Source organism: Streptomyces ferrugineus (assembly GCF_015160855.1).
Classification (GTDB): Bacteria; Actinomycetota; Actinomycetes; order Streptomycetales; family Streptomycetaceae; genus Streptomyces; species Streptomyces ferrugineus.
In genome coordinates this window covers 7,593,512-7,616,735 of the sequence record NZ_CP063373.1, presented here as the reverse complement: position 1 = coordinate 7,616,735, position 23,224 = coordinate 7,593,512, and the positions used below count along the sequence as shown (strand labels likewise).

18 protein-coding genes and 1 riboswitch are annotated in these 23,224 nt (G+C 70.8%); of the genes, 9 read left to right on the top strand and 9 right to left on the bottom strand.

Going from position 1 to position 23,224, the window contains the following annotated elements:
- Nucleotides 1–428 precede the first annotated feature (428 nt).
- The 3 genes from IM697_RS34005 (at nucleotide 429) to IM697_RS33995 (ending at nucleotide 4,788) form a co-directional block, all read left to right on the top strand.
- The gene (locus IM697_RS34005; protein ID WP_194039922.1) at nucleotides 429–2,552 is read left to right on the top strand and encodes a DNA gyrase/topoisomerase IV subunit B; all 2,124 of its coding nucleotides are present in this window, start codon (nucleotides 429–431) and stop codon (nucleotides 2,550–2,552) included.
- Between the two features lie 224 nt (nucleotides 2,553–2,776).
- Nucleotides 2,777–3,199, top strand: a complete 423-nt coding sequence (locus IM697_RS34000) for a DUF485 domain-containing protein (protein ID WP_194039921.1) — start codon at nucleotides 2,777–2,779, stop codon at nucleotides 3,197–3,199.
- Nucleotides 3,196–4,788: a solute symporter family protein gene (locus IM697_RS33995; RefSeq protein WP_194039920.1), complete on the top strand. Its 1,593-nt coding sequence runs from the start codon at nucleotides 3,196–3,198 to the stop codon at nucleotides 4,786–4,788. The genes IM697_RS34000 and IM697_RS33995 overlap by 4 nt, the downstream gene beginning before the upstream one ends.
- A 184-nt stretch (nucleotides 4,789–4,972) precedes the next feature.
- Here the strand turns inward: IM697_RS33995 and IM697_RS33990 are convergent, their stop codons facing one another.
- The 4 genes from IM697_RS33990 to IM697_RS33975 form a co-directional block, all read right to left on the bottom strand.
- Entirely contained in the window at nucleotides 4,973–5,653 is a 681-nt protein-coding gene (locus tag IM697_RS33990; protein ID WP_194039919.1) for a response regulator, read from the bottom strand.
- Nucleotides 5,650–7,326 carry an ATP-binding protein gene (locus IM697_RS33985; protein ID WP_194039918.1) on the bottom strand — a complete coding sequence of 559 codons (1,677 nt, stop codon included), beginning with the start codon at nucleotides 7,324–7,326 and terminating at the stop codon, nucleotides 5,650–5,652. The genes IM697_RS33990 and IM697_RS33985 overlap by 4 nt, the downstream gene beginning before the upstream one ends.
- A 154-nt stretch (nucleotides 7,327–7,480) precedes the next feature.
- Nucleotides 7,481–8,428, bottom strand: coding sequence for a sucrase ferredoxin (locus IM697_RS33980; RefSeq protein WP_194039917.1), 948 nt, complete (start codon nucleotides 8,426–8,428; stop codon nucleotides 7,481–7,483).
- 99 nt (nucleotides 8,429–8,527) lie between these two features.
- Nucleotides 8,528–9,778 carry a citrate synthase gene (locus IM697_RS33975; RefSeq protein ID WP_194039916.1) on the bottom strand — a complete coding sequence of 417 codons (1,251 nt, stop codon included), beginning with the start codon at nucleotides 9,776–9,778 and terminating at the stop codon, nucleotides 8,528–8,530.
- A gap of 109 nt (nucleotides 9,779–9,887) precedes the next feature.
- On the opposite strand from IM697_RS33975, the gene IM697_RS33970 reads away from it, so the two are divergent.
- Nucleotides 9,888–11,054 (top strand): citrate synthase/methylcitrate synthase, encoded by a 1,167-nt coding sequence (locus IM697_RS33970; protein WP_194039915.1) that lies wholly within the window; start codon nucleotides 9,888–9,890, stop codon nucleotides 11,052–11,054.
- 217 nt (nucleotides 11,055–11,271) lie between these two features.
- Here IM697_RS33970 and IM697_RS33965 read toward each other — a convergent pair whose 3' ends face one another.
- The 3 genes from IM697_RS33965 to IM697_RS33955 form a co-directional block, all read right to left on the bottom strand.
- On the bottom strand, nucleotides 11,272–11,511 hold the full coding sequence (locus IM697_RS33965; protein WP_194039914.1) for a hypothetical protein: 240 nt from the start codon (nucleotides 11,509–11,511) through the stop codon (nucleotides 11,272–11,274).
- Between the two features lie 300 nt (nucleotides 11,512–11,811).
- Nucleotides 11,812–12,456: a dihydrofolate reductase family protein gene (locus IM697_RS33960; RefSeq protein ID WP_194039913.1), complete on the bottom strand. Its 645-nt coding sequence runs from the start codon at nucleotides 12,454–12,456 to the stop codon at nucleotides 11,812–11,814.
- 149 nt (nucleotides 12,457–12,605) lie between these two features.
- Nucleotides 12,606–13,103, bottom strand: a complete 498-nt coding sequence (locus tag IM697_RS33955) for a DUF6082 family protein (RefSeq protein ID WP_265582686.1) — start codon at nucleotides 13,101–13,103, stop codon at nucleotides 12,606–12,608.
- Between the two features lie 384 nt (nucleotides 13,104–13,487).
- On the opposite strand from IM697_RS33955, the gene IM697_RS33950 reads away from it, so the two are divergent.
- On the top strand, nucleotides 13,488–14,576 hold the full coding sequence (locus IM697_RS33950) for a CobW family GTP-binding protein (RefSeq protein WP_194039911.1): 1,089 nt from the start codon (nucleotides 13,488–13,490) through the stop codon (nucleotides 14,574–14,576).
- Here IM697_RS33950 and IM697_RS33945 read toward each other — a convergent pair.
- Nucleotides 14,573–17,029, bottom strand: coding sequence for a DNA gyrase/topoisomerase IV subunit A (locus IM697_RS33945; protein ID WP_194039910.1), 2,457 nt, complete (start codon nucleotides 17,027–17,029; stop codon nucleotides 14,573–14,575). The genes IM697_RS33950 and IM697_RS33945 overlap by 4 nt on opposite strands.
- 883 nt (nucleotides 17,030–17,912) lie before the next feature.
- Between IM697_RS33945 and IM697_RS33940 the strand changes: the two genes are divergently transcribed.
- The 4 genes from IM697_RS33940 to IM697_RS33925 all read left to right on the top strand — a co-directional run bounded on the left by IM697_RS33940 (nucleotide 17,913) and on the right by IM697_RS33925 (nucleotide 22,725).
- Complete coding sequence (locus IM697_RS33940; RefSeq protein WP_194039909.1) at nucleotides 17,913–19,280, top strand: M16 family metallopeptidase; 1,368 nt, start codon at nucleotides 17,913–17,915, stop codon at nucleotides 19,278–19,280.
- On the top strand, nucleotides 19,277–20,665 hold the full coding sequence (locus IM697_RS33935; protein ID WP_194039908.1) for a M16 family metallopeptidase: 1,389 nt from the start codon (nucleotides 19,277–19,279) through the stop codon (nucleotides 20,663–20,665). Before IM697_RS33940 ends, IM697_RS33935 begins: the two co-directional genes overlap by 4 nt.
- Before the next feature lie 213 nt (nucleotides 20,666–20,878).
- A riboswitch (cyclic di-AMP (ydaO/yuaA leader) is annotated at nucleotides 20,879–21,042 on the top strand.
- A 13-nt stretch (nucleotides 21,043–21,055) separates the two neighbouring features.
- Nucleotides 21,056–21,841, top strand: coding sequence for a M23 family metallopeptidase (locus tag IM697_RS33930; protein WP_194039907.1), 786 nt, complete (start codon nucleotides 21,056–21,058; stop codon nucleotides 21,839–21,841).
- A gap of 188 nt (nucleotides 21,842–22,029) precedes the next feature.
- The gene (locus tag IM697_RS33925; protein ID WP_194039906.1) at nucleotides 22,030–22,725 is read left to right on the top strand and encodes a GntR family transcriptional regulator; all 696 of its coding nucleotides are present in this window, start codon (nucleotides 22,030–22,032) and stop codon (nucleotides 22,723–22,725) included.
- Nucleotides 22,726–22,905: 180 nt separating this feature from the next.
- Here the strand turns inward: IM697_RS33925 and IM697_RS33920 are convergent, their stop codons facing one another.
- Nucleotides 22,906–23,187: an HPr family phosphocarrier protein gene (locus tag IM697_RS33920; RefSeq protein WP_194039905.1), complete on the bottom strand. Its 282-nt coding sequence runs from the start codon at nucleotides 23,185–23,187 to the stop codon at nucleotides 22,906–22,908.
- Nucleotides 23,188–23,224 lie beyond the last annotated feature (37 nt).

The window sequence follows — 23,224 nt, the reverse complement described above, 5'->3', positions numbered from 1 at the left end:
GACGAGCTGTCGTACCAGGGTCAACATCCAACCAGCCCCAAAACGTTCCCGCTCGCGGCTTCTCCCAGAGAGAAATTTTTCTCCGGGGCGGCTGGCTGCTGCCGGGTCTGGCGGCGAATGTGCCGTATTGCGTCTCTGTCGTGCTTACGGTTTCGCGCTGTTGGTCAAGGTCGGTCCTCCCGGCTGGCTTGCCGGTTTGTTCATGAGGACGTGCCCGGAGCCTAAATGGTTCATGCCTGGAAGGGAACGTGATATGTACTTCACCCCATCGAGGGATCGAACAAGCATGCGATCCTGGACTACTCTGTGTTTCGCACGAGGGTGGCGTTACAACGGCTCTACCAGGCCTCGGTACCCTCTTGACGGCGACCGAAGCCGCGCCCTTACCCACCAGGGCGTCATCTGAAATTCAGCGAGGAGCGAACCGCGTGACCGCCGAGACGTCCGTGCCGTCCACAGCGCTGCTGGCAGGAGCAGACCGGGACGGTTCCAACTACACCGCGCGGCACCTGCTCGTCCTCGAGGGGCTCGAGGCCGTGCGCAAGCGCCCGGGCATGTACATCGGCTCGACCGACAGCCGCGGTCTGATGCACTGCCTGTGGGAGATCATCGACAACTCCGTCGACGAGGCCCTCGGCGGCTACTGCGACCACATCGAGGTGATCCTCCACGACGACGGGTCCGTGGAGGTCCGGGACAACGGCCGTGGCATCCCGGTCGACGTCGAGCCCAAGACCGGCATGTCCGGCGTCGAGGTCGTCATGACCAAGCTGCACGCCGGCGGCAAGTTCGGCGGCGGCTCGTACGCCGCATCCGGAGGTCTGCACGGCGTGGGCGCCTCCGTGGTCAACGCCCTGTCCGCGCGGCTGGACGTCGAGGTGGACCGCAGCGGCCACACCCACGCGATCAGCTTCCGCCGCGGCGTTCCCGGCGCCTTCGCCGCCAACGGCCCGACGGCGAAGTTCGAGGCCAAGAGCGGCCTGCGCAAGGCCAAGAAGATCCCCAAGACGCGCACCGGCACGCGCGTGCGCTACTGGGCCGACCGCCAGATCTTCCTCAAGGACGCCAAGCTCTCCCTGGGCGACCTCCACCAGCGCGCCCGCCAGACCGCGTTCCTGGTCCCCGGCCTGACCATCGTCGTCCGCGACGAGTTCGGCCTCGGCGAGGGCGGCAGCAAGGGCGAGGAGTCCTTCCGCTTCGACGGCGGCATCAGCGAGTTCTGCGAGTACCTGGCCACCGACAAGCCCGTCTGCGACGTCCTGCGCTTCAGCGGCCAGGGCACCTTCAGGGAGACGGTCCCGGTCCTGGACGAGCACGGCCAGATGACTCCCACCCAGGTCACGCGCGAGCTGGGTGTCGACGTCGCCCTGCGGTGGGGCACCGGCTACGACACCAACCTGAAGTCGTTCGTGAACATCATCGCCACCCCCAAGGGCGGCACCCATGTCGCCGGCTTCGAGACGGCCGTCACCAGCACTCTGAACGAGGTGCTGCGCACCAAGAAGATGCTGCGCGTCGCCGAGGACGACGTCGTCAAGGACGACGCCCTGGAGGGCCTGACCGCGGTCGTCACCGTCCGGCTGGCGGAGCCGCAGTTCGAGGGCCAGACCAAGGAAGTCCTCGGCACCTCGGCGGCCCGGCGCATCGTGAACGGGGTGATCTCCAAGGAGCTCAAGGCGTTTCTGACGTCCACCAAGCGGGACGCGGCGGCACAGGCGCGCGTGGTGCTCGAGAAGGCCGTCGCGGCCGCCCGTACGCGCATCGCCGCCCGCCAGCACAAGGACGCGCAGCGTCGCAAGACGGCCCTGGAGTCCTCGTCGCTGCCCGCCAAGCTCGCCGACTGCCGCAGCGACGACGTAGACCGCAGCGAGCTGTTCATCGTCGAGGGGGACTCCGCGCTCGGCACCGCCAAGCTCGCCCGGAACTCCGAGTTCCAGGCACTGCTGCCGATCCGCGGCAAGATCCTGAACGTCCAGAAGTCGTCCGTGACCGACATGCTCAAGAACGCCGAGTGCGGCGCGATCATCCAGGTCATAGGAGCGGGGTCCGGCCGGACCTTCGACATCGACGCCGCCCGCTACGGCAAGATCATCATGATGACCGATGCCGACGTCGACGGCTCCCACATCCGCACCCTGCTGCTGACGCTGTTCCAGCGCTACATGCGGCCGATGATCGAGGCGGGCCGGGTGTTCGCCGCGGTGCCCCCGCTGCACCGGATCGAGCTGGTCCAGCCCAAGAAGGGCCAGGACAAGTACGTGTACACGTACTCGGACCGGGAACTGCGCGACAAGCTCATGGAGTTCCAGAGCAAGGGCGTGCGGTACAAGGACACCATCCAGCGGTACAAGGGCCTCGGTGAGATGGACGCCGACCAGCTGGCCGAGACGACCATGGACCCGCGCCACCGGACGCTGCGGCGGATCAGCCTCACCGACCTGGAGGCCGCCGAGCGGGTCTTCGACCTGCTGATGGGCAACGACGTGGCGCCGCGCAAGGAGTTCATCTCCAACTCGGCGGCGACGTTGGACCGGTCTCGTATCGACGCGTAGCCGCTGCGCTGGGCTTGGGCCGGTATTCGGCCTCGGCTTCGCCTTCGGCCATTGTTGGGATCCCACCCGCACCGCCCGTACAACTTTCGTCGTCGGGTGCGGGTGGCCCCTGACGGGGTTCTCGCCGTCGGCGGCTGTCGGTTGTTGTGGGGTTCGTCACCTGATGGGGTGAAGCGCGCGGAGAAGCCGAGTCGGCGGTCTTTCCGTTCTGTCCATGCTTGGGCATGCACTCAGACGATCCCTGGTACGACGCCCTCGCCGCCGGGTGGGGGGAGTTGGACGGTACGGACGCTCCCGAGGCCGCCTCGCCGGTCGCGGGGGACGTCTACCTCCAGGTGCAGCGCAGCGTGGCGTTCCGGGAAGTGCGCGGTCGGTACCGGAGGTTCGTGGTGCCGGCGGTCGTCGTGTTCCTGTCCTGGTACGTGGTCTACGTCGTGGCCGCCACGACCGCACCGGGGCTGATGGCTCGGCCCGTCGTGGGCGCGGTGAACGTCGCGATGCTCGCGGGGCTCGGGCAGTTCCTCACCACCTTCCTGTTCACCTGGGCCTACGCCCGTCACGCCCGGCTGCGCCGGGACCGGGCCGCACTCGAACTGCGCTGGGAAACCCAGGAGCTGACGCGGGTCGCCAAGGGCGGTGCCGCATGACGGATGAGCATCAGAGGCTGGCGTTGCTGCTGTTCAGCGTGTTCGTCGCCATCACGCTGGCGATCACGACCTGGGTGAGCCGCAAACGGCGTGGCACCGCGGAGGAGTTCTACGCGGGCGGTCGGCTCTTCACGCCGATGGAGAATGGTTTTGCCATCGCCGGTGACTACATGTCGGCGGCGTCCTTCCTCGGCATCTCCGGCCTCATCGCCCTCTTCGGGTACGACGGGCTGCTGTACTCGGTGGGCTTCCTCGTGGCCTGGCTGGTGGTGCTGTTCCTGGTGGCCGAACTGGTCCGCAACTGCGGCCGGTTCACGCTCGCCGACGTGGTCGCGGCGCGGATGAGGGAGCGCCCCGTGCGGATCGCGGCGGGAACTTCCTCGGTCACCGTCTCCGTTCTGTATCTGGTGGCGCAGATGGTGGGCGCGGGCACCCTGGTCGCGCTGCTGCTCGGGGGCGAGGGCGAAGCGGTGCGGGCCTGGACCGTCATCGGCGTCGGCGCGCTCATGGTGATCTATGTGTCGTTGGGAGGGATGCGGGCCACCACCTGGATCCAGATCGTCAAGTCGGTCCTGCTGCTCGGCGGCACCGTCGCGTTGACCGTGCTCGTCCTGCTGCGCTTCCACGGCGACGTCGACCAAATGCTGCTCACAGCCGCCGAGCGCAGTGGACACGGAAACGCGTTCCTCGCGCCCGGATTGAAGTACGGCGGTGACTGGCCGGCCCGGCTGGACTTCATCAGCCTCGGCCTCGCCCTGGTGCTGGGCACCGCCGGGCTGCCGCACATCCTCTCCCGCTTCTACACCGTGCCCACCGCCCGAGCGGCACGGCGCTCGGCGGTCTGGGCGATCGGGCTCATCGGCGGCTTCTATCTGATGACCATCGTCCTGGGCTTCGGCGCGGCCGCGATCGTCGGGCCGGAGGCCGTGCGCGGGTCGAACGCGGCCGGGAACACGGCGGTTCCACTGCTCGCCCTCGACCTCGGTGGCGGCGCGGATTCCACCGGAGGAACGGTTCTTTTCGCGGTCGTCGCCGCCATCGCCTTCGCCACGATCCTCGCGGTGGTCGCCGGAATCACGCTCTCCTCCTCGGCCGCCGTGGCCCACGACCTGTACGCCTCACTACGGCGCCGGCACGTCAAGCCCCGCAGCGAGGTGGCCGTGGCGCGCGTCGCCGCCGTGGGCATCGGCGTGGTCGCGATCGGCCTCGGACTGCTGGCCCGGGACCTGAACGTCGCGTTCCTCGTGGGGCTCGCCTTCGCCGTCGCCGCATCCGCCAATCTGCCCGTGCTGCTGTACTCGCTGTTCTGGCGGGACTTCACCACACGCGGGGCCGTATGGGCCGTGTACGGCGGCCTGATCCCGGCCGTGGCGCTCGTCGTGCTGTCACCGGTGGTCTCGGGCAGCCCCGATTCGCTGTTCCCCGGCGTCGACTTCCAGTACTTCTCCCTGCGGAACCCCGGCCTGGTCTCGATCCCGCTCGGCTTCGTCGCGGGCTGGCTCGGCACCGTCACCTCCGCCGAGGCCCCCGACGCGGCCAAGCACGCGGAGACCGAGGTGCGGTCGCTGACGGGTGCGGGGGCCGTCTAGGCGGCGGCCGGCGCCCGCACGGAGCGGGCTCTGCCCTACGGCGCCTTCACCGCCGTACGGCATCCCCGTCGCCGTATGGGCTCAGTACCCGCGCATGACATCCACGGGCGGCTGATATTTGGGCGGCCGGGATCCGTATGAAGAGGAGGGCACGGTTCCTTCCCCCGCCCCCACGGGCCGTGCCTCAGGCGCGGGTCGCCCACACGTAACGGTGTTCCGGGCGGCCCGCGTCCCCGTACTTGAGGGTGAGGCGCGCCCGTCCCGTGCGTTCCAGGAGCTTCAGATAGCGCTGGGCGGTCTGGCGGCTCACCCCCGTCCGTTCGGCGATCTCCTGGGCCGACAGGGGGCCTTCGGCGTTCATCAGGGAGCGGCGTACGAGTTCCGCGGTGGTGGGGGAGTGGCCCTTGGGCAGGTCGGGCTCCGACGGGGTGGACAGGGCACCGAAGATGCGGTCCACCTCGGCCTGCTCCGCCTCGCCGCCGCCGTCGAGGGTGCGGCGCAGTTCGGCGTAAGCCTCCAGCTTGGTGCGCAGACCCGCGAAGGCGAACGGCTTGACCAGATACTGCAGCGCCCCGTGCCGCATCGCCGCCTGCACGGTGGACACGTCCCGCGCCGCCGTCACCATGATCACGTCGGTCTGGTGGCCGCGCCGGCGCATCTCCTGGACGACCGCCAGACCCGTCTCGTCGGGCAGGTAGTGATCCATGAGGACCAGGTCCAGCCGAGGCAGTTCCGCCACGCGGCGCAGCGCCTCGGCCGCGCTGTGCGCCTCGCCGGCCACGTGGAAGCCCGGCACCTTCTCGACGTAGGCGGCGTTGACCCGCGCCACGCGCGTGTCGTCGTCCACGACCAGGACCTCGATCATCGCGACTCCTCCTCGGCGACGGCGTGCGGATCCGACGGCATGGTGAGGGCCGGTTCCAGGGCGGGCTCGGCCAGGGCCTCGGGCAGGACGACCGTGAACTGCGCGCCGCCGCCGGCCGCGTCGCCCACCGTCGCGCTGCCACCCTGCCGCTCGGCGAGCCTGCGCACCAGGGGGAGCCCGATGCCCCGCTCGCGGTGGGCCGGGCGCTGCTTGGTCGACCATCCCTCGGTGAAGATCAACTCGCGCTGCTCCTCGGGGATTCCCGGACCCGTGTCGCGCACCCTGAGGGTCGCGGTACGCCCCTCGGCCCGCAGTTCCACCTCCACGCGCGCGTGCGGCGTGCCCGCGACGGCGTCGAGCGCGTTGTCCACCAGGTTGCCGACGATCGTGACCAGCCCCCTGGGGTCGACCAGCCGGTCCGGGAGGCCCGTGCGGTCGGACAGGCGCAGCGCCACTCCGCGCTCGGCCGCCACGGTCGCCTTGCCGACCAGCAGGGCCGCGAGCAGCGGGTCCTGGATCTTCTCGGCGACCTGCTCGGCGGTGGCCCGATGGTCGCCGACCACCTCGCCGACGAACTCCACCGCGTCGTCGTACATCTCCAGCTCGAGCAGCCCCAGCAGCGTGTGCATACGGTTGGCGTGCTCGTGGTCCTGGGCGCGCAGAGCGTCGATGAGGCCGCGCGTGGAGTCCAGTTCCCGGCCGAGCTGCTCCAGCTCGGTGCGGTCGCGCAGGGTGGCGACGGCGCCCCCGTCGTCGGTGGGCATGCGGTTGGCGACCAGGACGCGCTGACCGCGGACCGTGAGCAGATCGGTGCCGGTCACCCGGCCGGCCAGCACATCGGCCGTACGGCCCGCGCCGAGCGCCTCGTCCAGGGAGCGGCCGACGGCCTCGTCACCGATGCCCAGCAGGCGCCGCGCCTCGTCGTTGAGGAGGCGGATACGGCCCGCGCGGTCCAGGGCGACGACGCCCTCCCGGATGCCGTGCAGCATCGCCTCGCGCTCCGCCAGCAGGGCCGAGATATCGGAGAAGGCCAGGTCACGGGTCTGCCGCTGGACCCGGCGGGAGATGAGCCAGGCGGCCAGTGCGCCGACCGCGAGTGCGCCGCCCGCGTACGCGAACAGGCCGGGGATGGCGTGCAGCAGACGGGCCCGCACGCTGTCGTACGCGATACCGACCGAGACCGCTCCGATGATCTTTCCGTCGCCGTCGCGCAACGGCACCTTGCCGCGCGCGGTGCGGCCCAGGGTGCCGCTGTCGATCTGCATGACCTCGTGGCCGGCCAGGGCCTGGCCCGGGTCGGTCGAGACGAGCCTGCCGATCTCGCTCGGCGTGGGGTGGGACCAGCGCACCCCACGCCGGTCCATGACGACGATGTACTCGGCCTTGGTGGCCTTGCGGATGCGCTCCGCCTCCCGCTGTACCGGGCCGCCGGCCGTCGCGGGCGTGCCCGTCAGGTCCTTGGCGATCTGCGGCTGGACCGCGGTGGTCTGCGCGATCGACAGCGCACGGCGCATCGCCTGGTCGTCCAGCTGGTCGCTGAGCGGCGCGAGGAACAGACCGGTCGCGAGCACCGCGACTCCCGCGGCGATCGCCACCTGCATCAGCAGCACCTGCGCGAACATCCGCCGGGGCAGACCGAGGCGCAGGCGACGGGCGGGGGGAGTGGGGCTCATACCCATGACGGTACGTGGGCGGGCCCGGGCACCCGTAGCGGGGTGTGACGTGTATCTCCTGATCAACGTGGGTGTGGCGGGTCCGTGTGGGCCCGCGAAGGGGGCAGGGCCGACGGCTCCAGGCCGGCTCGCGAGGTGGAGTCGGCGGAACCGCTCAGCCCGCGAGCACCGGTGCCATCGTGATCGTGAACTCGCGCACCGCCACCACGTCCATCCGCGCGGGCGAGCCGAGCACCGAGCCGCAACTCTCGGGGCGGGGCGGCAGAGAGGTCCCCTGGGTCACACTGACGTGCCAACGGCGGCCGTCCACGTGGGCGACGGTCACTTCCCACCGCGGGGCCGCACCGTCCGTCCGTACGACGCTCAGCGCCTCCGCGGCGTCCTCACCCGTCGCCCTGCGCACCGCCAGCTCGGCCGCCTGGCCCGGCCGCTCCCAGGCGGAGTTGCCACGGCAGCCCTCGACGACGATCCGACCCTCCTGGACGCCGTGCAGGACATCCTTGACGGCGGGGGCCTGAGCCCGGCCGTACGCGTAGCCGTACGGCAGCACGAGCAGCGTCGGGGAGAAGCGATGTCCACCCAGATGGGTGACCTCCCAGACGCCGTCCACACCGGATGCGGCGAGCTCGGCCGCGAGCGGGCGGCCCAGGAGCGCGCAGCAGCGGTCCCGCTTGCCGTTGGTGCAGACGAGGGCGAGCGGGTCGCCTGTGTGGGGCCGGCCCTGGAGAACCGAGTCGAAGGTGTGGTGGTCGCCCATGCCGAGGGCGGCGAAGTCCAGGTCGAGCAGTTGCTCGGGGTCGCTGATCGTGGCGGCGTGCAGCCAGACGTTCCCGGGCACCGTGTGGGCCACGTACACCTGGCGCTCGGCGAGCCCGCCGCAGTCGGCGTGCCGACCGGGGCGGCGGATCAGCGCGACGCGTACGCCCGTGCCCCGCGCGGCCGACTCCAGGGCACGGCCCAGCGCGGGATCCAGGTGGCTCTGGGTGAGCGCCTTGGCACCCCACGGACCGGGCTGCTCCAGCAGCAGCCAGGTCGTCGCGGTCGCCGCGGTCCCCGCGATGGGCTCGTCGAGGTCCCGCGAGACGGTTGAGCACGTACTCACAGAGGTGAGCCTAACCTGACTTGAGTCGCGGTGACTTGCCGAGGGGGCTTCCGTCCCGCTGCCGCGGTGTCGGCGCGGCCTGCTCCGGGAGTGCGCGTCCTACTCCGGGAGCGGCTGAGGCGGCTTCGGGCCCGTGTAGTGCCCGCTCGGCCGCATACGCAGCGGGCGCTCGCCGTACTCCTCCAGGGCGTGGGCGATCCAGCCCGCCGTACGGGCCACGGCGAAGATCGTCTCGCCTGCCGTGGCGGGCATGGCGCAGGACGCCGTGAAGACGGCCAGGGCCAGGTCGACGTTGGCGTGCAGCGGAGTGTGGCGGGCGGCCGTGGCGACGATGTCGCGGGCCGCGGCGAGGGCGGGGGCGCAGCGGGGGATCTCCTCCAGGAGCCCGAACAGGACACGCGCGCGTGGGTCCTCGCCGGCATAGAGCCGGTGCCCGAGCCCCGGAATGCGCCGGCCGGCCCGCAGCTCCTCGGCGATCACGGGGCCCGCGTCGCCCCGGTCGAGGACCTCCGCGATCAGCTTGTGGGCGAGGCCGCTGGCCGCGCCGTGCAGCGGGCCCTCGAGCACGGCGAGCCCGGTGGAGACGGCCGCGTAGGCATGTGCGCGGGCCGACGCGGCGACCCGCACGGCGAGGGTCGAGGCGGCCAGGTCGTGGTCGACGAGCAGGGCGAGCGCCGTGTCCAGAACCCGCACCGTCGCCTCGTCGGCGGTACGCCTGCTCAGCCCGCTCCACAGACGCTCGGCGAGTGAGCCCTCGTCGCGGTAGGTGAACCCTGTGGGGGTGAGGGCGGCGACCAGGGTGGGGATGAGGATGCGCGCGGTGCCGAGCACCGACTCCTCGGACAGGTCGAAGCGCAGCGGGTCCGCCGTCGCGGCGGCGATCGCCGCGACCCGCAACCGGTCGGTGGGGTCGGCGTGTGCGGGCAGGGCGGCGACGGCGCGGCGGGCGGCGGCGACGGCGGGCCCGGGGGCGGAGAAGGTGACGCCGGGGCGCAACCGGCCGGTCCACAGCCACTCGGCGACCTCCTCGTAGGAGTGCCGGGCGGCCAGTTCCGTGGCGTCCACACCCCGGAAGCAGTAGCGGTCGGTGTCGATGAACGTCAGGCGGGTGCGCACCGACAGCTCGCCGCCCGATCCCGAAGTGCCCGTGCTCTCCCGCTTGTTGCGCCGGGCGAGGCTCTCGACCTCCTGTGCGTCGAAGGTGCTGCCCCGGCCACCGGGCACGCGGCGGCTGCTGAGGTGACCGCGGCTGACGTACGCGTACACGGTCTCGGGCTTCACACCGAGCAGTTCGGCGGCCTCCTGAGTGGTCAGCCGCCGCCCCGCGGGGCCGGGTTCTTGATCGCGCATGGGGTCACCGTATCCAGGGCGCTGAACATTGATCCTTGTATTGATTCAATCAATATTGACAGAAATAAAGTCAATCATGGACAGTCAAATCAAGTCCAGGGAGGAATTCATGTCCGTCAACAGGCCAGCAGCCGCACTCGTCGACGTGCCGCGTGGACTCGCCGGCGTCGTCGTCACCGACACCGAGGTCGGCGACGTCCGGGGGCTCGAGGGCTTCTACCACTACCGCCAGTACTCGGCCGTCGAACTCGCGCGGACGCGCCCCTTCGAGGACGTCTGGCATCTGCTCGTCCACGGTGAACTGCCGGACGCCGAACGCGCCACCGCCTTCGCCGCCGAGACCGCCGCGCTGCGGCGGCTGCCCGACGAGGTGCGGGCGGCCCTGCCCGCCATCGCGGCGGCCAGCGGACGCTCCGGCCCGCTGGCCGGCCTGCGCACCGCGCTGTCCCTGCTCGGCGCGGCACAGGGCTTCCGCCCGGTGTACGACATCGACGCCGACCGGCGCCGCCGGGACACCCTCGTCGCGGCCGCGGCCGTACCGACGCTGCTCACCGCACTGCACCGACTGGGTGGCGGACTTGATCCCGTTGAGCCGCGTGAGGATCTGTCGTACGCGGCGAACTACCTGTACATGTTGACGGGTTCGGTACCCGACCCGGGGCGGACACGGGCGATCGAGCAATACTTGATCTCGACCATCGACCATGGATTCAATGCGTCAACCTTCACGGCGCGCGTCATCACCTCCACAGGTGCGGACGTCGCGGCCTGCCTCGTCGGTGCCGTGGGCGCGCTGTCGGGGCCGCTGCACGGCGGTGCGCCCAGTCGTGCGCTGGACACGCTGGACGCGATCGGCACCCCCGACCGCATCGACGCCTGGATCCGGGAACGCGTCCTCGCGGGTGAGCGCATCATGGGCTTCGGTCACCCCGTCTACCGCACCGAGGACCCCCGCTCCCGGATGCTCCGCGAGATCGCCGAGAGCTTCGGCGGTTCGCGCGTCGAGTTCGCGGTGGAGGTCGAACGGCGTGTGGAGGCGATCCTCGCCGAGCTGAAGCCCGGCCGTGAACTCCATACGAACGTCGAGTTCTACGCGGGCGTGGTCATGGAACTCTGCGGTCTGCCGCGCGAGATGTTCACACCCACGTTCGCCGCGGCGCGGGTCGTGGGCTGGAGTGCCAACGTCCTGGAACAGGCCCGGGACTCGAAGATCATCCGGCCGGTGGCACGGTATGTGGGACCGGGGGCGCCGGTGGCGGTCCCCGAAGTGGCCTGAGAAATGCCTGAGGTCCGGCACCGGGACGGTGCCGGACCCAAGAGGTGCCCTCGTCAGCGGACTGGCGGACGCCGGGCCTGGGGAAGTCGGCCCGGGCACGACACGACCACCGCCACGGCTCTCGCGACAGCGGTTGCCGGGCGGTCGCTCACCGCACTGGTGAGCAAGGCCATACCGGTGAGCAAGGCCATGGAACCGGCCTGATCCACGGCGTCACCTACGCGTCGGGGATGTCCGCCTTGGCTCGGATCAAGGTCTCGCGAGTGATGACGACGATGCGCTCGTAGTCCGCGCGCGAGGCGTCGGAGGGGAGATCCGGGTCCAGCGAGTCCGTGGCGTCCGTACCGATGACCGCGAAGCTCCCATCGGCCAGTTCGAAGATGTCAGGGCAATTGCCTCCTCCTGTGCTCCCCCGGTGGCTTGGGGGGACGCCGATCCGACGGATGATCTGACTCACTGTTGCTTACCTCTGATTCACGGCTGAAGAACTGGCGCACAATGGCTGCAGGCGGGAGGCTGCCCTGTGGGGTGCACTCGTCATCCGGCGGCGTGAGTGACGCTCTTGTGGAGTCGCTCTACGCGATCGTGCGAGAGTCAACCCCAGTGGCGTCTGGGACAACTGGGGACTTGACCTGTTCGTTATCGCCCGCGGGTGTGATTTCTGCGCGCGCGCCTTGCCATCTTCGACCGGTTCGGCTGGGCCGCGTCCTCGAGGGGGCCCAGCGGCCCAGCAGGTCCCTGCCCGTGCGGACTCCTGTCACTTTCGCCAGAACACGTGGTGCGCCACACCGCTCGGGCTGGGGACGACCTCGAGATGGAACCGGTCGAGCAGTTCATCCGGCGACTCCCAGAGGCGGAGGCCGGACCCGAGCTGCACCGGCGAGACCGCCACGTGCAGGGTGTCGACGAGGTCGGCGTCGAGGAACTGCCGGATGGTGGTGACCCCGCCGCCGAGACGGACGTCCTTGCCCTGTGCCGCCTCCCGCGCCCGTTCGAGGACCGAGACCGGGCTGCCGTCGACAAAGTGGAACGTGGTGTCGGAGAGCGTGATCGACGGGCGCATGTGGTGGGTCATGACGAACACCGGGGTGTGAAACGGGGGCTCGTCACCCCACCAGCCCCGCCAGTCGTGGTCCTGCCAGGGACCGCGCTGGGGCCCGAACTTGTTGCGGCCCATGATCTCGGCGCCGATGTCGCGTGCGAAGTCCCGCGTGAAGTAGTCGTCGAGGCCACGGCTGCCGCCGGGGTCGGTGCGCATCGGCCAGCTCGCCGTGGCGCCGGCCCAGGCGAACAGCCGCTCAGGATGGGGGAGGCCGAAGGGGCTCTCGAGGCTCTGGTGCTCACCGGCACCGATCCCGTCGCTCGAGACGTTGAAGTTCATGACTCTCAGCAGCTGATCCATGGTCTGTCCTCATCGGGTCCTGGTCGCGATCTCGTGTGGCGAGGTGCGCCACGTCATCACGTCGAACGGGATGAGGTCGGATCGACACCGGCCCGCAAGTCTTTTCAGAAGCGGACCTGGTGTGAGAGCGCAGCTGTGTGTTCCGTTCGCTAGTCGATCGTCGGCTCTCCGACCACCCACCATTCCTCGCCGTCCGCGTCGTCGAGCTGACGGAGCAGGTCGTCGACCATACGGCCCAGCTCGGCCTCGTCCGAGTCCTCGGGAAGCGTGGCCCGCTGGCCCTGCGTCGCGAACCAGTACTCCTTGACCACGGGATTCTGCAGCAGCCCCCGGACGCGCCCGAAGAACTCATCGCGGCTCAGATTGCCGATGCGGTAGTAGAACAGCAGATTGGTGTACAGGGCATTGGCGAAGAGGTACTGCCGCCGCTTCTGCGGCGACGCCGGCACTTCGAAGATGTCCAGCACCTCGGCCAGCTCGGGGCTGTCGATCGCCTTGCTCAGCAGCTCCCAGTGCAGATGCTGCTGATTGGCCAGGTTGCTGTGGCGGTGGGTGTGCGCCACCTGTTCCTCCATGTGCTCCAGGCGTATGCGCAGCGAGTCGAGCGTACGGCGCTGCGCGGCCACGCCGGCCAGGGCTCCTGTCATCAACCCCAAGCCCGCGGCCACGGCCGTACCCAGCCCTCGTATCCCATTCCTCCGTGTGGCCATGTCAACCCCCGAATCAGGCGGCCGTCCGCCGGTCGTCGGGGTGCGGGTCGACTTGAGGGGACCGGCGAGCGGTGGGCGGCGCTTGCCGTCTCCCAGAGTGCCGAGCGGCTCTGATCGGCGGGGAGGCGGAGAGGAGGCGCACGGAGGGAAGCGAGGGTCGCACGCCCCGGCGCCTTGCCCAACGTCTGCCCGGCAAGTGCTGCTAACAATCGTTCACTTCACGGTGATTCTTCCCGCTCGTATCCTGGGTCGGCATTCGAAACCTCGGATGTGCGCCGAGCCGCGAGCCGGTGCACCCGTCGGCGTGAGAAAGGTCGCACGTTGAGCCAGCCGAGCCCCGGCCCGCAGCAGATTCCGGTCGTCGTACTCGCCGGATTCCTCGGTTCCGGAAAGACGACTCTGCTCAACCACCTCCTCCACCGCAGCGGAGGCACCCGCATCGGAGCCATCGTCAACGACTTCGGCGCCATCGAGATCGACGCCATGGCCGTCGCCGGCGCGCTCGGCGACTCGACCGTCTCGCTCGGCAACGGCTGCCTGTGTTGCGCGGTCGACGCCAGTGAGCTGGACGTCTACCTGGAGCGGCTCGCCCGGCCCGACACCGGCATCGACGTCATCGTCATCGAGGCCAGCGGGCTCGCCGAACCCCAGGAACTCGTGCGCATGCTGCTCGCCAGTGAGCATCCGGGCATCGTCTACGGCGGTCTCGTCGAGGTCGTCGACGCCGCCGAGTTCGACGGCACGCGCGCCAAGCACCCCGAGATCGACCGGCACCTGGGCCTCGCCGACCTCGTCGTGGTCAACAAGCTCGACCGGGCGGCGGACGGTGAGCGTGTTCTCGGGCTGGTACGCGATCTCGCCGCCCGCGCCGCCGTTGTCCCGGCCACCTACGGCCGTATCGACCCCGAATTCCTGTTCGACTGCCGGCCCGGCGAGGAGCGCATCGGACAGCTCTCCTTCGACGACCTGCACGAGCACACCGGCGACGGCGCCGAGGACCACCACGGTCATCTGCACACCGCCTACGACAGCCTGTCCTTCGTCTCCGACGCGCCCCTCGACCCGCGCCGGTTGATGGCGTTCTTGGACAGCAGGCCGGAGGGGCTCTACCGGATCAAGGGGTACGTGGACTTCGGCCCGCACGACGCCGCGAACCGTTACACCGTGCACGCCGTCGGGCCGTTCCTGCGCTTCTACCCGGAACCGTGGGCCGGCGCCGGCACCCGCCTGACCCAGCTCGTGCTCATCGGCTCCGGCATCGACGCGTCCGCCCTCGGCAAGGAGCTGGAGGGGTGCAAGAGCGACGCCCCACACACCGTCGACGAGCACGGCATGTGGGGCGTTCTGCGCTATGTGCGAGACCCAGACCCCGAGGGATCGCCGGAAGAAGGCGCCTTCGAGGAGGCCTAGACCGGTCCCGCCACCACCGACACCGTCTTCGCCAGCGACACACCCGAGCCGTCACGGCGCGGGTCGATCTCCGGCAGCTCGGCCGGAGAGCCGTTCTTCTGCGCGGCCTTGGCCGGTACGGCGCCCGCCCAGGCCAGGGACAGACAGTCCTCGCCCTTCAGGAACCGCTGGCAGCGCACGCCACCCGTGGCGCGGCCCTTGCGCGGGTACTGGTCGAACGGGGTGAGCTTGGCCGTCGTCTGGACCGAGTCGTCCAGCGTGCCGCGCGAGCCCGCGACCGTGAACACCACCGCGTCGGCCGCCGGGTCGACCGCCGTGAAGGAGATGACCTTCGCGCCCTCGGCGAGCTTGATGCCCGCCACGCCGCCGGCCGCACGGCCCTGCGGGCGGACCTGCGAGGCCTGGTAGCGCAGCAGCTGGGCGTCGTCGGTGATGAAGACCAGGTCCTCCTCACCGGTGCGCAGCTCGACCGCGCCGACGATCCGGTCACCGTCCTTGAGGGTGATGACCTCCAACTCCTCCTTGTTGGACGGATAGTCGGGCACCACACGCTTGACGACGCCCTGTGCCGTGCCGAGCGCCAGGCCGGGCGAGGACTCGTCGAGGGTGGTCAGGCAGACCACGGTCTCGCCGTCCTCCAGGGAGACGAACTCCGACAGCGGCGCGCCGCCCGCGAGGTTCGGTCTCGACGCCGTCTCCGGGAGCTGCGGCAGATCGACGACGTTGATCCGCAGCAGCCGGCCCGCCGAGGTCACCGCGCCCACCTCGCCGCGGGCCGTGGCCGGCACCGCCGAGACGATCACGTCGTGCTTGGAGCGCTTGGCGTCGGCGGCGTCCGCGAAGGGATCGCCGTTCGCCGTACGGGCCAGCAGATCCGTCGAGGACAGCAGCACCCGGCACGGGTCGTCGGCCACCTGGAGCGGCACGGCCGCGACCGGGGTGCCCGCCGTCTCCAGCAGGACCGTACGCCGCTCGGTGCCGAACTTCTTGGCCACCGCGGCCAGTTCCGAGGAGACCAGCTTGCGCAGCTCCGCGTCCGACTCGAGGATCCGGGTCAGCTCCGCGATCTCCTCGTTGAGCCGGTCCTTCTCCGCGTCCAGCTCGATGCGGTCGTACTTGGTGAGCCGGCGCAGCGGGGTGTCGAGGATGTACTGGGTCTGGATCTCGCTCAGCGAGAAGCGCTCCATCAGGCGCTGTTTGGCCTGGGCGGAGTTCTCGCTGGACCGGATCAGCCGGATGACCTCGTCGATGTCCACCAGCGCCGTGAGCAGGCCCTCGACCAGGTGCAGACGGTCGCGCCGCTTGCCGCGGCGGAACTCGCTGCGGCGCCGTACGACCTCGAAGCGGTGGTCGAGGTAGACCTCCAGCAGCTCCTTGAGGCCCAGGGTGAGGGGCTGGCCGTCGACCAGCGCGACGTTGTTGATGCCGAAGGACTCCTCCATCGGCGTCAGCTTGTAGAGCTGCTCCAGGACCGCCTCCGGCACGAAGCCGTTCTTGATCTCGATGACCAGACGCAGGCCGTGCTCGCGGTCGGTGAGGTCCTTGACGTCGGCGATGCCCTGCAGCTTCTTCGAGCCGACCAGGTCCTTGATCTTGGCGATCACCTTCTCCGGGCCGACCGTGAAGGGCAGCTCGGTGACGACCAGGCCCTTGCGGCGGGCGGTCACCGTCTCGATCTCGACCGTGGCGCGGATCTTGAAGGTGCCGCGGCCCGTCTCGTACGCGTCCCGGATGCCCGAGAGGCCGACGATCCGGCCGCCGGTGGGCAGGTCGGGGCCCGGGACGTGCTTCATCAGGGCGGCCAAATCCGCGTTCGGGTGGCGGATCAGATGGCGGGCGGCGGCGATGACCTCGCCGAGGTTGTGCGGCGGCATGTTCGTGGCCATGCCGACGGCGATGCCCGCAGCGCCGTTGACCAGGAGGTTCGGGAAGGCGGCCGGCAGCGCCACCGGCTCCTGCTCCTGGCCGTCGTAGTTGGGGGTGAAGTCGACCGTGTCCTCTTCGATCGACTCGGTCATCAGGCTCGTGGCCTGGGTCTGCCGGCACTCGGTGTACCGCATGGCGGCCGGCGGGTCGTCGTTGCCCAGCGAGCCGAAGTTGCCGTGGCCGTCGACCAGCGGGACGCGCATCGAGAAGGGCTGGGCCATGCGCACCAGGGCGTCGTAGATCGACGCGTCGCCGTGCGGGTGCAACTTACCCATGACCTCGCCGACGACGCGGGCGCACTTCACATAGCTGCGGTCGGGGCGCAGGCCCATCTCGTTCATCTGGTACACGATGCGGCGATGCACCGGCTTGAGGCCGTCGCGGGCGTCCGGCAGGGCCCGGGAGTAGATGACCGAGTACGCGTACTCGAGGAAGGAGCCCTGCATCTCGTCGACGACGTCGATGTCGAGGATCTTCTCCTCGTACGAGTCGTCGGGCGGCGGGGTCTTCGTGCTGCGGCGGGCCATCGCTGCCGGCTCCTTGCTGAGGCGTGGACGGATCTGACGCGGACCATTGTGGACCGAGGCACTGACAACCACCGACCAGGATCCGATGTCGGGCCTTCGGCCGGTGTCCGAGAAGTGTCGCCGACACTCGGCCCCACCGGTGACCGAGGGGTGCGATCGGGCACCAACCGGCCCGGCCGACACGGTGCTTGCCGCCGGGACGGCGTCCCGCCGGTCCAGGTTCCGCCCGTCACCGGAGAACCTCCACTCGGACCGGGCAGCGGCCGGTGAGTGGCCCGCAGGTGTCGTACGGGCCCCGAGGGCACAGGCGGTCGGCCCGGGTGGCATGGTGCTGGCTGCCGGGAGGGCGTCCCTCCGGTCCGGGTTCCGCCCGTCGCCGGAGAACCTTCACCCGGACCGGGCAGTGGCCGGTGAGTGGCCCGCAGGTGCCGTACGCGGGCTCCGACGGCCCGGGCGGTACGGTGCTTGCCGCCGGGACGGCGTCCCGCCGGGCCGGGTCCCGCCCGTCGCCGGAGAACCTCCACTCGGACCGGGCAGCGGCCGGTGAGTGGCCCGCAAGTGCCGTACGCGGGCCCCGAGGGCATGGGCACGCAGACCCGGGAGGCAAGCTCACGCCGCGAGATCGTTCACTCGCCGGAGTGATCGACATCCGCCCGCCGACACCGCGCGGCGCGGGCCCCGGCCGCGACGGGAGGCGGCCGTCGCCGATCCACCGCCCGGGCCGTACGACACAGCGCCGCCCCGCCCTCATCCCCCGCTCTCCACCCGAGGCGTTCTGACCGGGAACTTCGCCGACCCTTCGGACGCTGCATACAGTGGCAGGAACTGAGCGCGAACCCGCTCGGCACAACGCAGTGCACGCGACCGGAAGGACACCTTGCCCATGGGTCACACGGCCACACCGGAGGCACAATCCGGCGGCCTCACCGCGACGGAGCACCGCCTGGCCAACGGCCTGCGCGTGGTGCTCTCCGAGGACCACCTCACGCCGGTCGCCGCGGTCTGTCTCTGGTACGACGTCGGCTCCCGCCACGAGGTCAAGGGCCGTACCGGACTCGCCCACCTCTTCGAGCACCTGATGTTCCAGGGATCGGGGAGCGTGAAGGGCACGGGTCACTTCGAGCTCGTCCAGGGCGCGGGCGGCTCGCCGAACGGCACCACCAGCTTCGAGCGCACCAACTACTTCGAGACCATGCCCGCCCACCAGCTCGAGCTCGCGCTCTGGCTGGAGGCCGACCGCATGGGCAGCCTCTTGGTGGCACTCGACCAGGAGGGCCTGGACAACCAGCGCGACGTCGTCAAGAACGAGCGCCGTCAGCGCTACGACAACGTCCCGTACGGCACCGCCTTCGAGAAGCTGACCGCGCTGCTGTACCCCGACGGACACCCGTACCACCACACGGCGATCGGCTCGATGGCCGACCTGGACGCGGCGAGCCTGGAGGACGCGCGCGCGTTCTTCCGCACCTACTACGCGCCCAACAACGCCGTCCTGTCCATCGTCGGCGACATCGACCCGGACCAGACGCTCGCCTGGGTCGAGAAGTACTTCGGCAGCATCCCCTCCCACGACGGCAAACCGGCACCGCGCGACGGCTCCCTGCCCGACACCATCGGCGAGCAGCTCCGCGAGGTCGTCGAGGAGACCGTCCCCGCGCGCGCGATGATGGCCGCCTACCGCCTCCCCCATGACGGCACACGCGAGTGCGACGCCGCCGACCTGGCGCTGACCGTCCTCGGCGGCGGCGAGTCCTCCCGCCTGTACAACCGGCTCGTCCGGCGCGACCGTACGGCTGTAGCGGCCGGCTTCGGCCTGCTGCGCCTGGCCGGTGCGCCCTCCCTGGGCTGGCTGGACGTGAAGACCTCCGGCGACGTCGAGGTCCCCGTCATCGAGGCCGCCGTCGACGAGGAGCTCGCCCGCTTCGCCGCGGAGGGCCCCACCGCCGAGGAGATGGAGCGCGCTCAGGCCCAGATCGAGCGTGAGTGGCTGGACCGGCTCGGCACGGTCGCGGGCCGCGCCGACGAACTGTGCCGGTACGCCGTCCTGTTCGGCGACCCGCAGCTCGCGTTCACCGCCGTCAAGCGCGTCCTCGACGTCACCGCCGAGGAGGTCCAGGCGGTCGCCGAGGCCCGGCTGCGTCCCGACAACCGCGCGGTGCTCGTGTACGAGCCGGTCGCCGGCGAGGCCGAGGAACCGGAAGCCGCCGCCACCGACGGCACCACCGACGAGAACGAGGAGTCGGCGCAGTGACCGAGCTCGCCAGCATGGAGTTCCACCCGCAGCCCCAGGCCGGCGCGCCCCGGCCCTGGGCGTTCCCGGCACCCGAGCGCGGCAAGCTCGACAACGGCCTGACGGTCCTGCGCTGCCACCGCCCCGGCCAGCAGGTCGTCGCCGTGGAGGTGCTCCTGGACACGCCCCTGGACGCCGAGCCCAAGGGCCTCGACGGCATCGCCACGATCATGGCGCGCGCCCTGTCCGAGGGCACCGACAAGCACACCGCCGAGGAGTTCGCCGCCGAACTGGAGCGCTGCGGCGCCACCCTCGACGCCTACGCCGACCACCCCGGCGTCCGCGTCAGCCTCGAGGTGCCCGTCTCCCGCCTGCCCAAGGCGCTCGGCCTGCTCGCCGACGCACTCAGGGCACCCGCGTTCGCCGACGCCGAGGTCGAGCGCCTGGTACGCAACCGGCTCGACGAGATCCCGCACGAGCTGGCCAACCCCTCGCGTCGGGCCGCCAAGGAGCTCTCCAAGGAGCTGTTCCCGCCGACCTCGCGCATGTCCCGCCCGCGCCAGGGCACCGAGGACACGGTCGCCGGCATCGACTCCGCGGGCGTACGCGCCTTCTACGAGCGGCATGTACGGCCCGCCACGTCCACCGTCGTGGTCGTCGGCGACCTCACCGGCGTCGACCTCGACGCCCTGCTCGGCGACACCCTGGGCGCCTGGACCGGCTCCCCGGGCGAGCCGCGCCCTGTCCCGCCGGTGACCGCCGACGACACCGGTCGCGTCGTCATCGTCGACCGCCCCGGCGCCGTCCAGACGCAGCTGCTGATGGGCCGGATCGGACCCGACCGGCACGACCGCGTGTGGCCCGCGCAGGTGCTCGGCACCTACTGCCTCGGCGGCACCCTCACCTCCCGTCTGGACAAGGTGCTGCGCGAGGAGAAGGGCTACACCTACGGGGTGCGCGCCTTCGGCCAGGTCCTGCGCTCCGCCCCGGACGGCACGGGCGCGGCCATGCTCGCCATCAGCGGCTCCGTCGACACCCCGAACACCGGCCCGGCCCTGGACGACCTGTGGAAGGTCCTGCGCGGTGTCGCCACCGAGGGGCTCACCGACGCCGAGCGGGACTTCGCGGTGCAGAACCTCGTCGGGGTGGCGCCGCTGAAGTACGAGACGGCCGCGTCCGTGGCGAACACGCTGGCGGACCAGGTCGAGCAGCACCTGCCCGACGACTACCAGGCGACGCTGTACCAGCAGCTCGCCGCCACCGGCACCGTCGAGGCCACGGCGGCCGCCGTGAGCGCCTTCCCGGTGGACCGGATGGTGACGATCCTGGTCGGCGACGCGGCCGAGATCCGGGAGCCCGTCGAGGCCCTCGGCATCGGCGAAGTCACCGTGGTGGCAGCCGAGTAGAGGACGAGCCCGCCGCCGGACGGCGGCACGCGCGCGTAGGGGCCCTGGTGACGCGAGAGTCACCAGGGCCCCTTTATGCCCGAATTGAGGAGAGGTTGCCTGTCTGGCCTGTGGGATGCGCTACAAAAACCCTGATCCGTTTGGGGATTGAAAGGCGCCCCGCTTAGCGTCTTCCGGGCTGTCCGTCAGGCAGTGCGCCGCACCCGCGGCACCGGACAGCCATCGCCGAGTCCCCGTACGGCGCGAGCCAGGGGAGCCGGGGACCCACCCGAAGTCCCTGGGGTGAATCGGACGCCCGCGCAGCCGCGAGGGGGTCCGTAGGAGACCTTCCTGCTCCGAACCCGTCAGCTAACCCGGTAGGCGAGAAGGAAGGAAAGGACCAGCCACTACATGGCGTTCACCTGCGCCACCGGGAAGAGTCGCCCCACCGGGAAGCATCGCCGGCCCAGCCGGTTCGAGCGCTCCACCGCCCGCGCGGCCGGCGTCGCCGCGATCACCGCCACCGGTGTCATGGGCACCCTGGCGGCCCCGGCGCTCGCCGCCGAGCCCGCCGCGGAGCAGACCGGCCTCATCCCCGTCATCACCGTCGACAACTCGATCGCCGACCAGCTCGACGCCCAGGCCGCCGCCCAGGAGCGGGCCGCCAAGGAGGCCGCCGCCGCGAAGCAGGCCGCACAGGAGGCCGCGCGCCTCAAGGCGGCCGAGCAGGCCAAGCAGGAGCGCGAGGCCAAGGAGCGCGCCGCCCGCGAGGCCGAGCGCAAGCGTCTGCTGTCCTACGTCGCCCCGATCTCCGGCTCGTACATCTCCACGGGCTACAAGTCCGGCGGCGCCGTCTGGTCCTCCGGCAGCCACACGGGCGTCGACTTCCACGCCGCCAGCGGCACCGCCGTCCAGGCGGTCGGCTCCGGCACCGTCGTGGAGGCCGGCTGGGGCGGGTCGTACGGCAACAACATCGTGATCAAGATGAACGACGGCACGTACACCCAGTACGGCCACCTGTCGTCCATAGGCGTCTCGGTGGGCCAGACCGTCACCCCCGGCCAGCAGATCGGACTGTCCGGCGCCACCGGCAACGTCACCGGACCGCACCTGCACTTCGAGGCCCGCACCACGTCGGAGTACGGCTCCGACATCGACCCGGTCGCCTACCTGCGCTCGCACGGCGTGAACGTCTGACGCCCGCACCGCGCCCGCGCGAAGCCCCGGCTCACCGAGCCGGGGCTTTCGTCCTTTCCGGGCGATCTCCTGACCAAAAAATATCCATGGATTCCGGTCCGCCGTCGGAAATTCCGGCCGGTTGCCATAGAGTCACTGGGAACACGTCATTCGTCGACGTTTCACGGGGATTAAGGCGGAGGTCGCTCATGCGTATTCCGGCGCATTCGGTGTGCACGGCGATTCGGGACGACATCGTCGCCGGTGTCTACGAGCGCGGCAGCCGGCTCACCGAGGAACTGCTCGCGCGCCGCTACGGCGTCTCCCGCGTCCCCGTGCGGGAGGCCCTGCGCACCCTGGAGGCGGAGGGCTTCGTGGTGACCCGGCGGCACGCGGGCGCGTGCGTCGCCGAACCCACCGAGCAGGAGGCCGCCGACCTGCTGGAGATGCGCACCCTCCTGGAGCCGCTCGGCGCCGCCCGGGCCGCCCAGCGGCGCACCGAGGCCCATCTGAAGGTCCTGCGCGGCCTGGTCAGGCTGGGGCAGGAGCGGGCCAGGCGGGGAAACAGCGACGACCTGCGCTCCCTGGGCGGCTGGTTCCACGAGACGCTGGCCCAGGCCTCCGGCAGCCCCGCCATGACCTCGATGCTGACCCAGCTGCGGCACAAGATCGCCTGGATGTACTCCGTGGAGGCGCCGGTCAACCCCGTGGAGTCCTGGACCGAGCACGGCGCGATCGTGGACGCGGTGGCGCGCGGCGACGGCGAGCGCGCCCGCGCGATGACGGCGCTGCACACCGAGCGCGCGCTGTCCGCGCACCGGCTGCGGTTCGGCTCCGGCGGTGAGCGCACGGAGCGTGTGAGGAATTCGCAACATGCCGTAAACATGCCGAGCCTGCGGCATTAACACAGGCGCCGTATACAAAGAGGAGTTATTCGGCGACGGTGAATTTCCGCTGCCCTTTTTCGGATCAGCTGCCACTGTGCCGTGAATTCCGGCGAGGTCCGAACGAAAACAGCGAAGCCGCGCCCGCCGGAAAGACGGACGCGGCTTCACCGCTTGCTTGCGGAGTCCCGCTCAGGTCGTTCAGACCGTCTCGGGCAGCTCCTCGAGGCCCTCGGAGACCAGCTTCGCCAGACGGTCGAGAGCGACGTCCGCACCCTCGGCGTCGGAGGCGAGGACGATCTCCTCGCCGCCCTGGGCGCCCAGGCCCAGGACGGCGAGCATGGAGGCCGCGTTGACGGGGTTGCCGTCGGCCTTGGCGATCGTCACCGGGACGCCTGTGGCCGTGGCGGCTCGGACGAAGATGGAGGCGGGGCGGGCGTGGAGGCCCTCGGCCCAGCCGACGTTGACGCGGCGCTCAGCCATGTGATGCTGCCCTTCGGTGTTCAGGGTTGTCTAGACC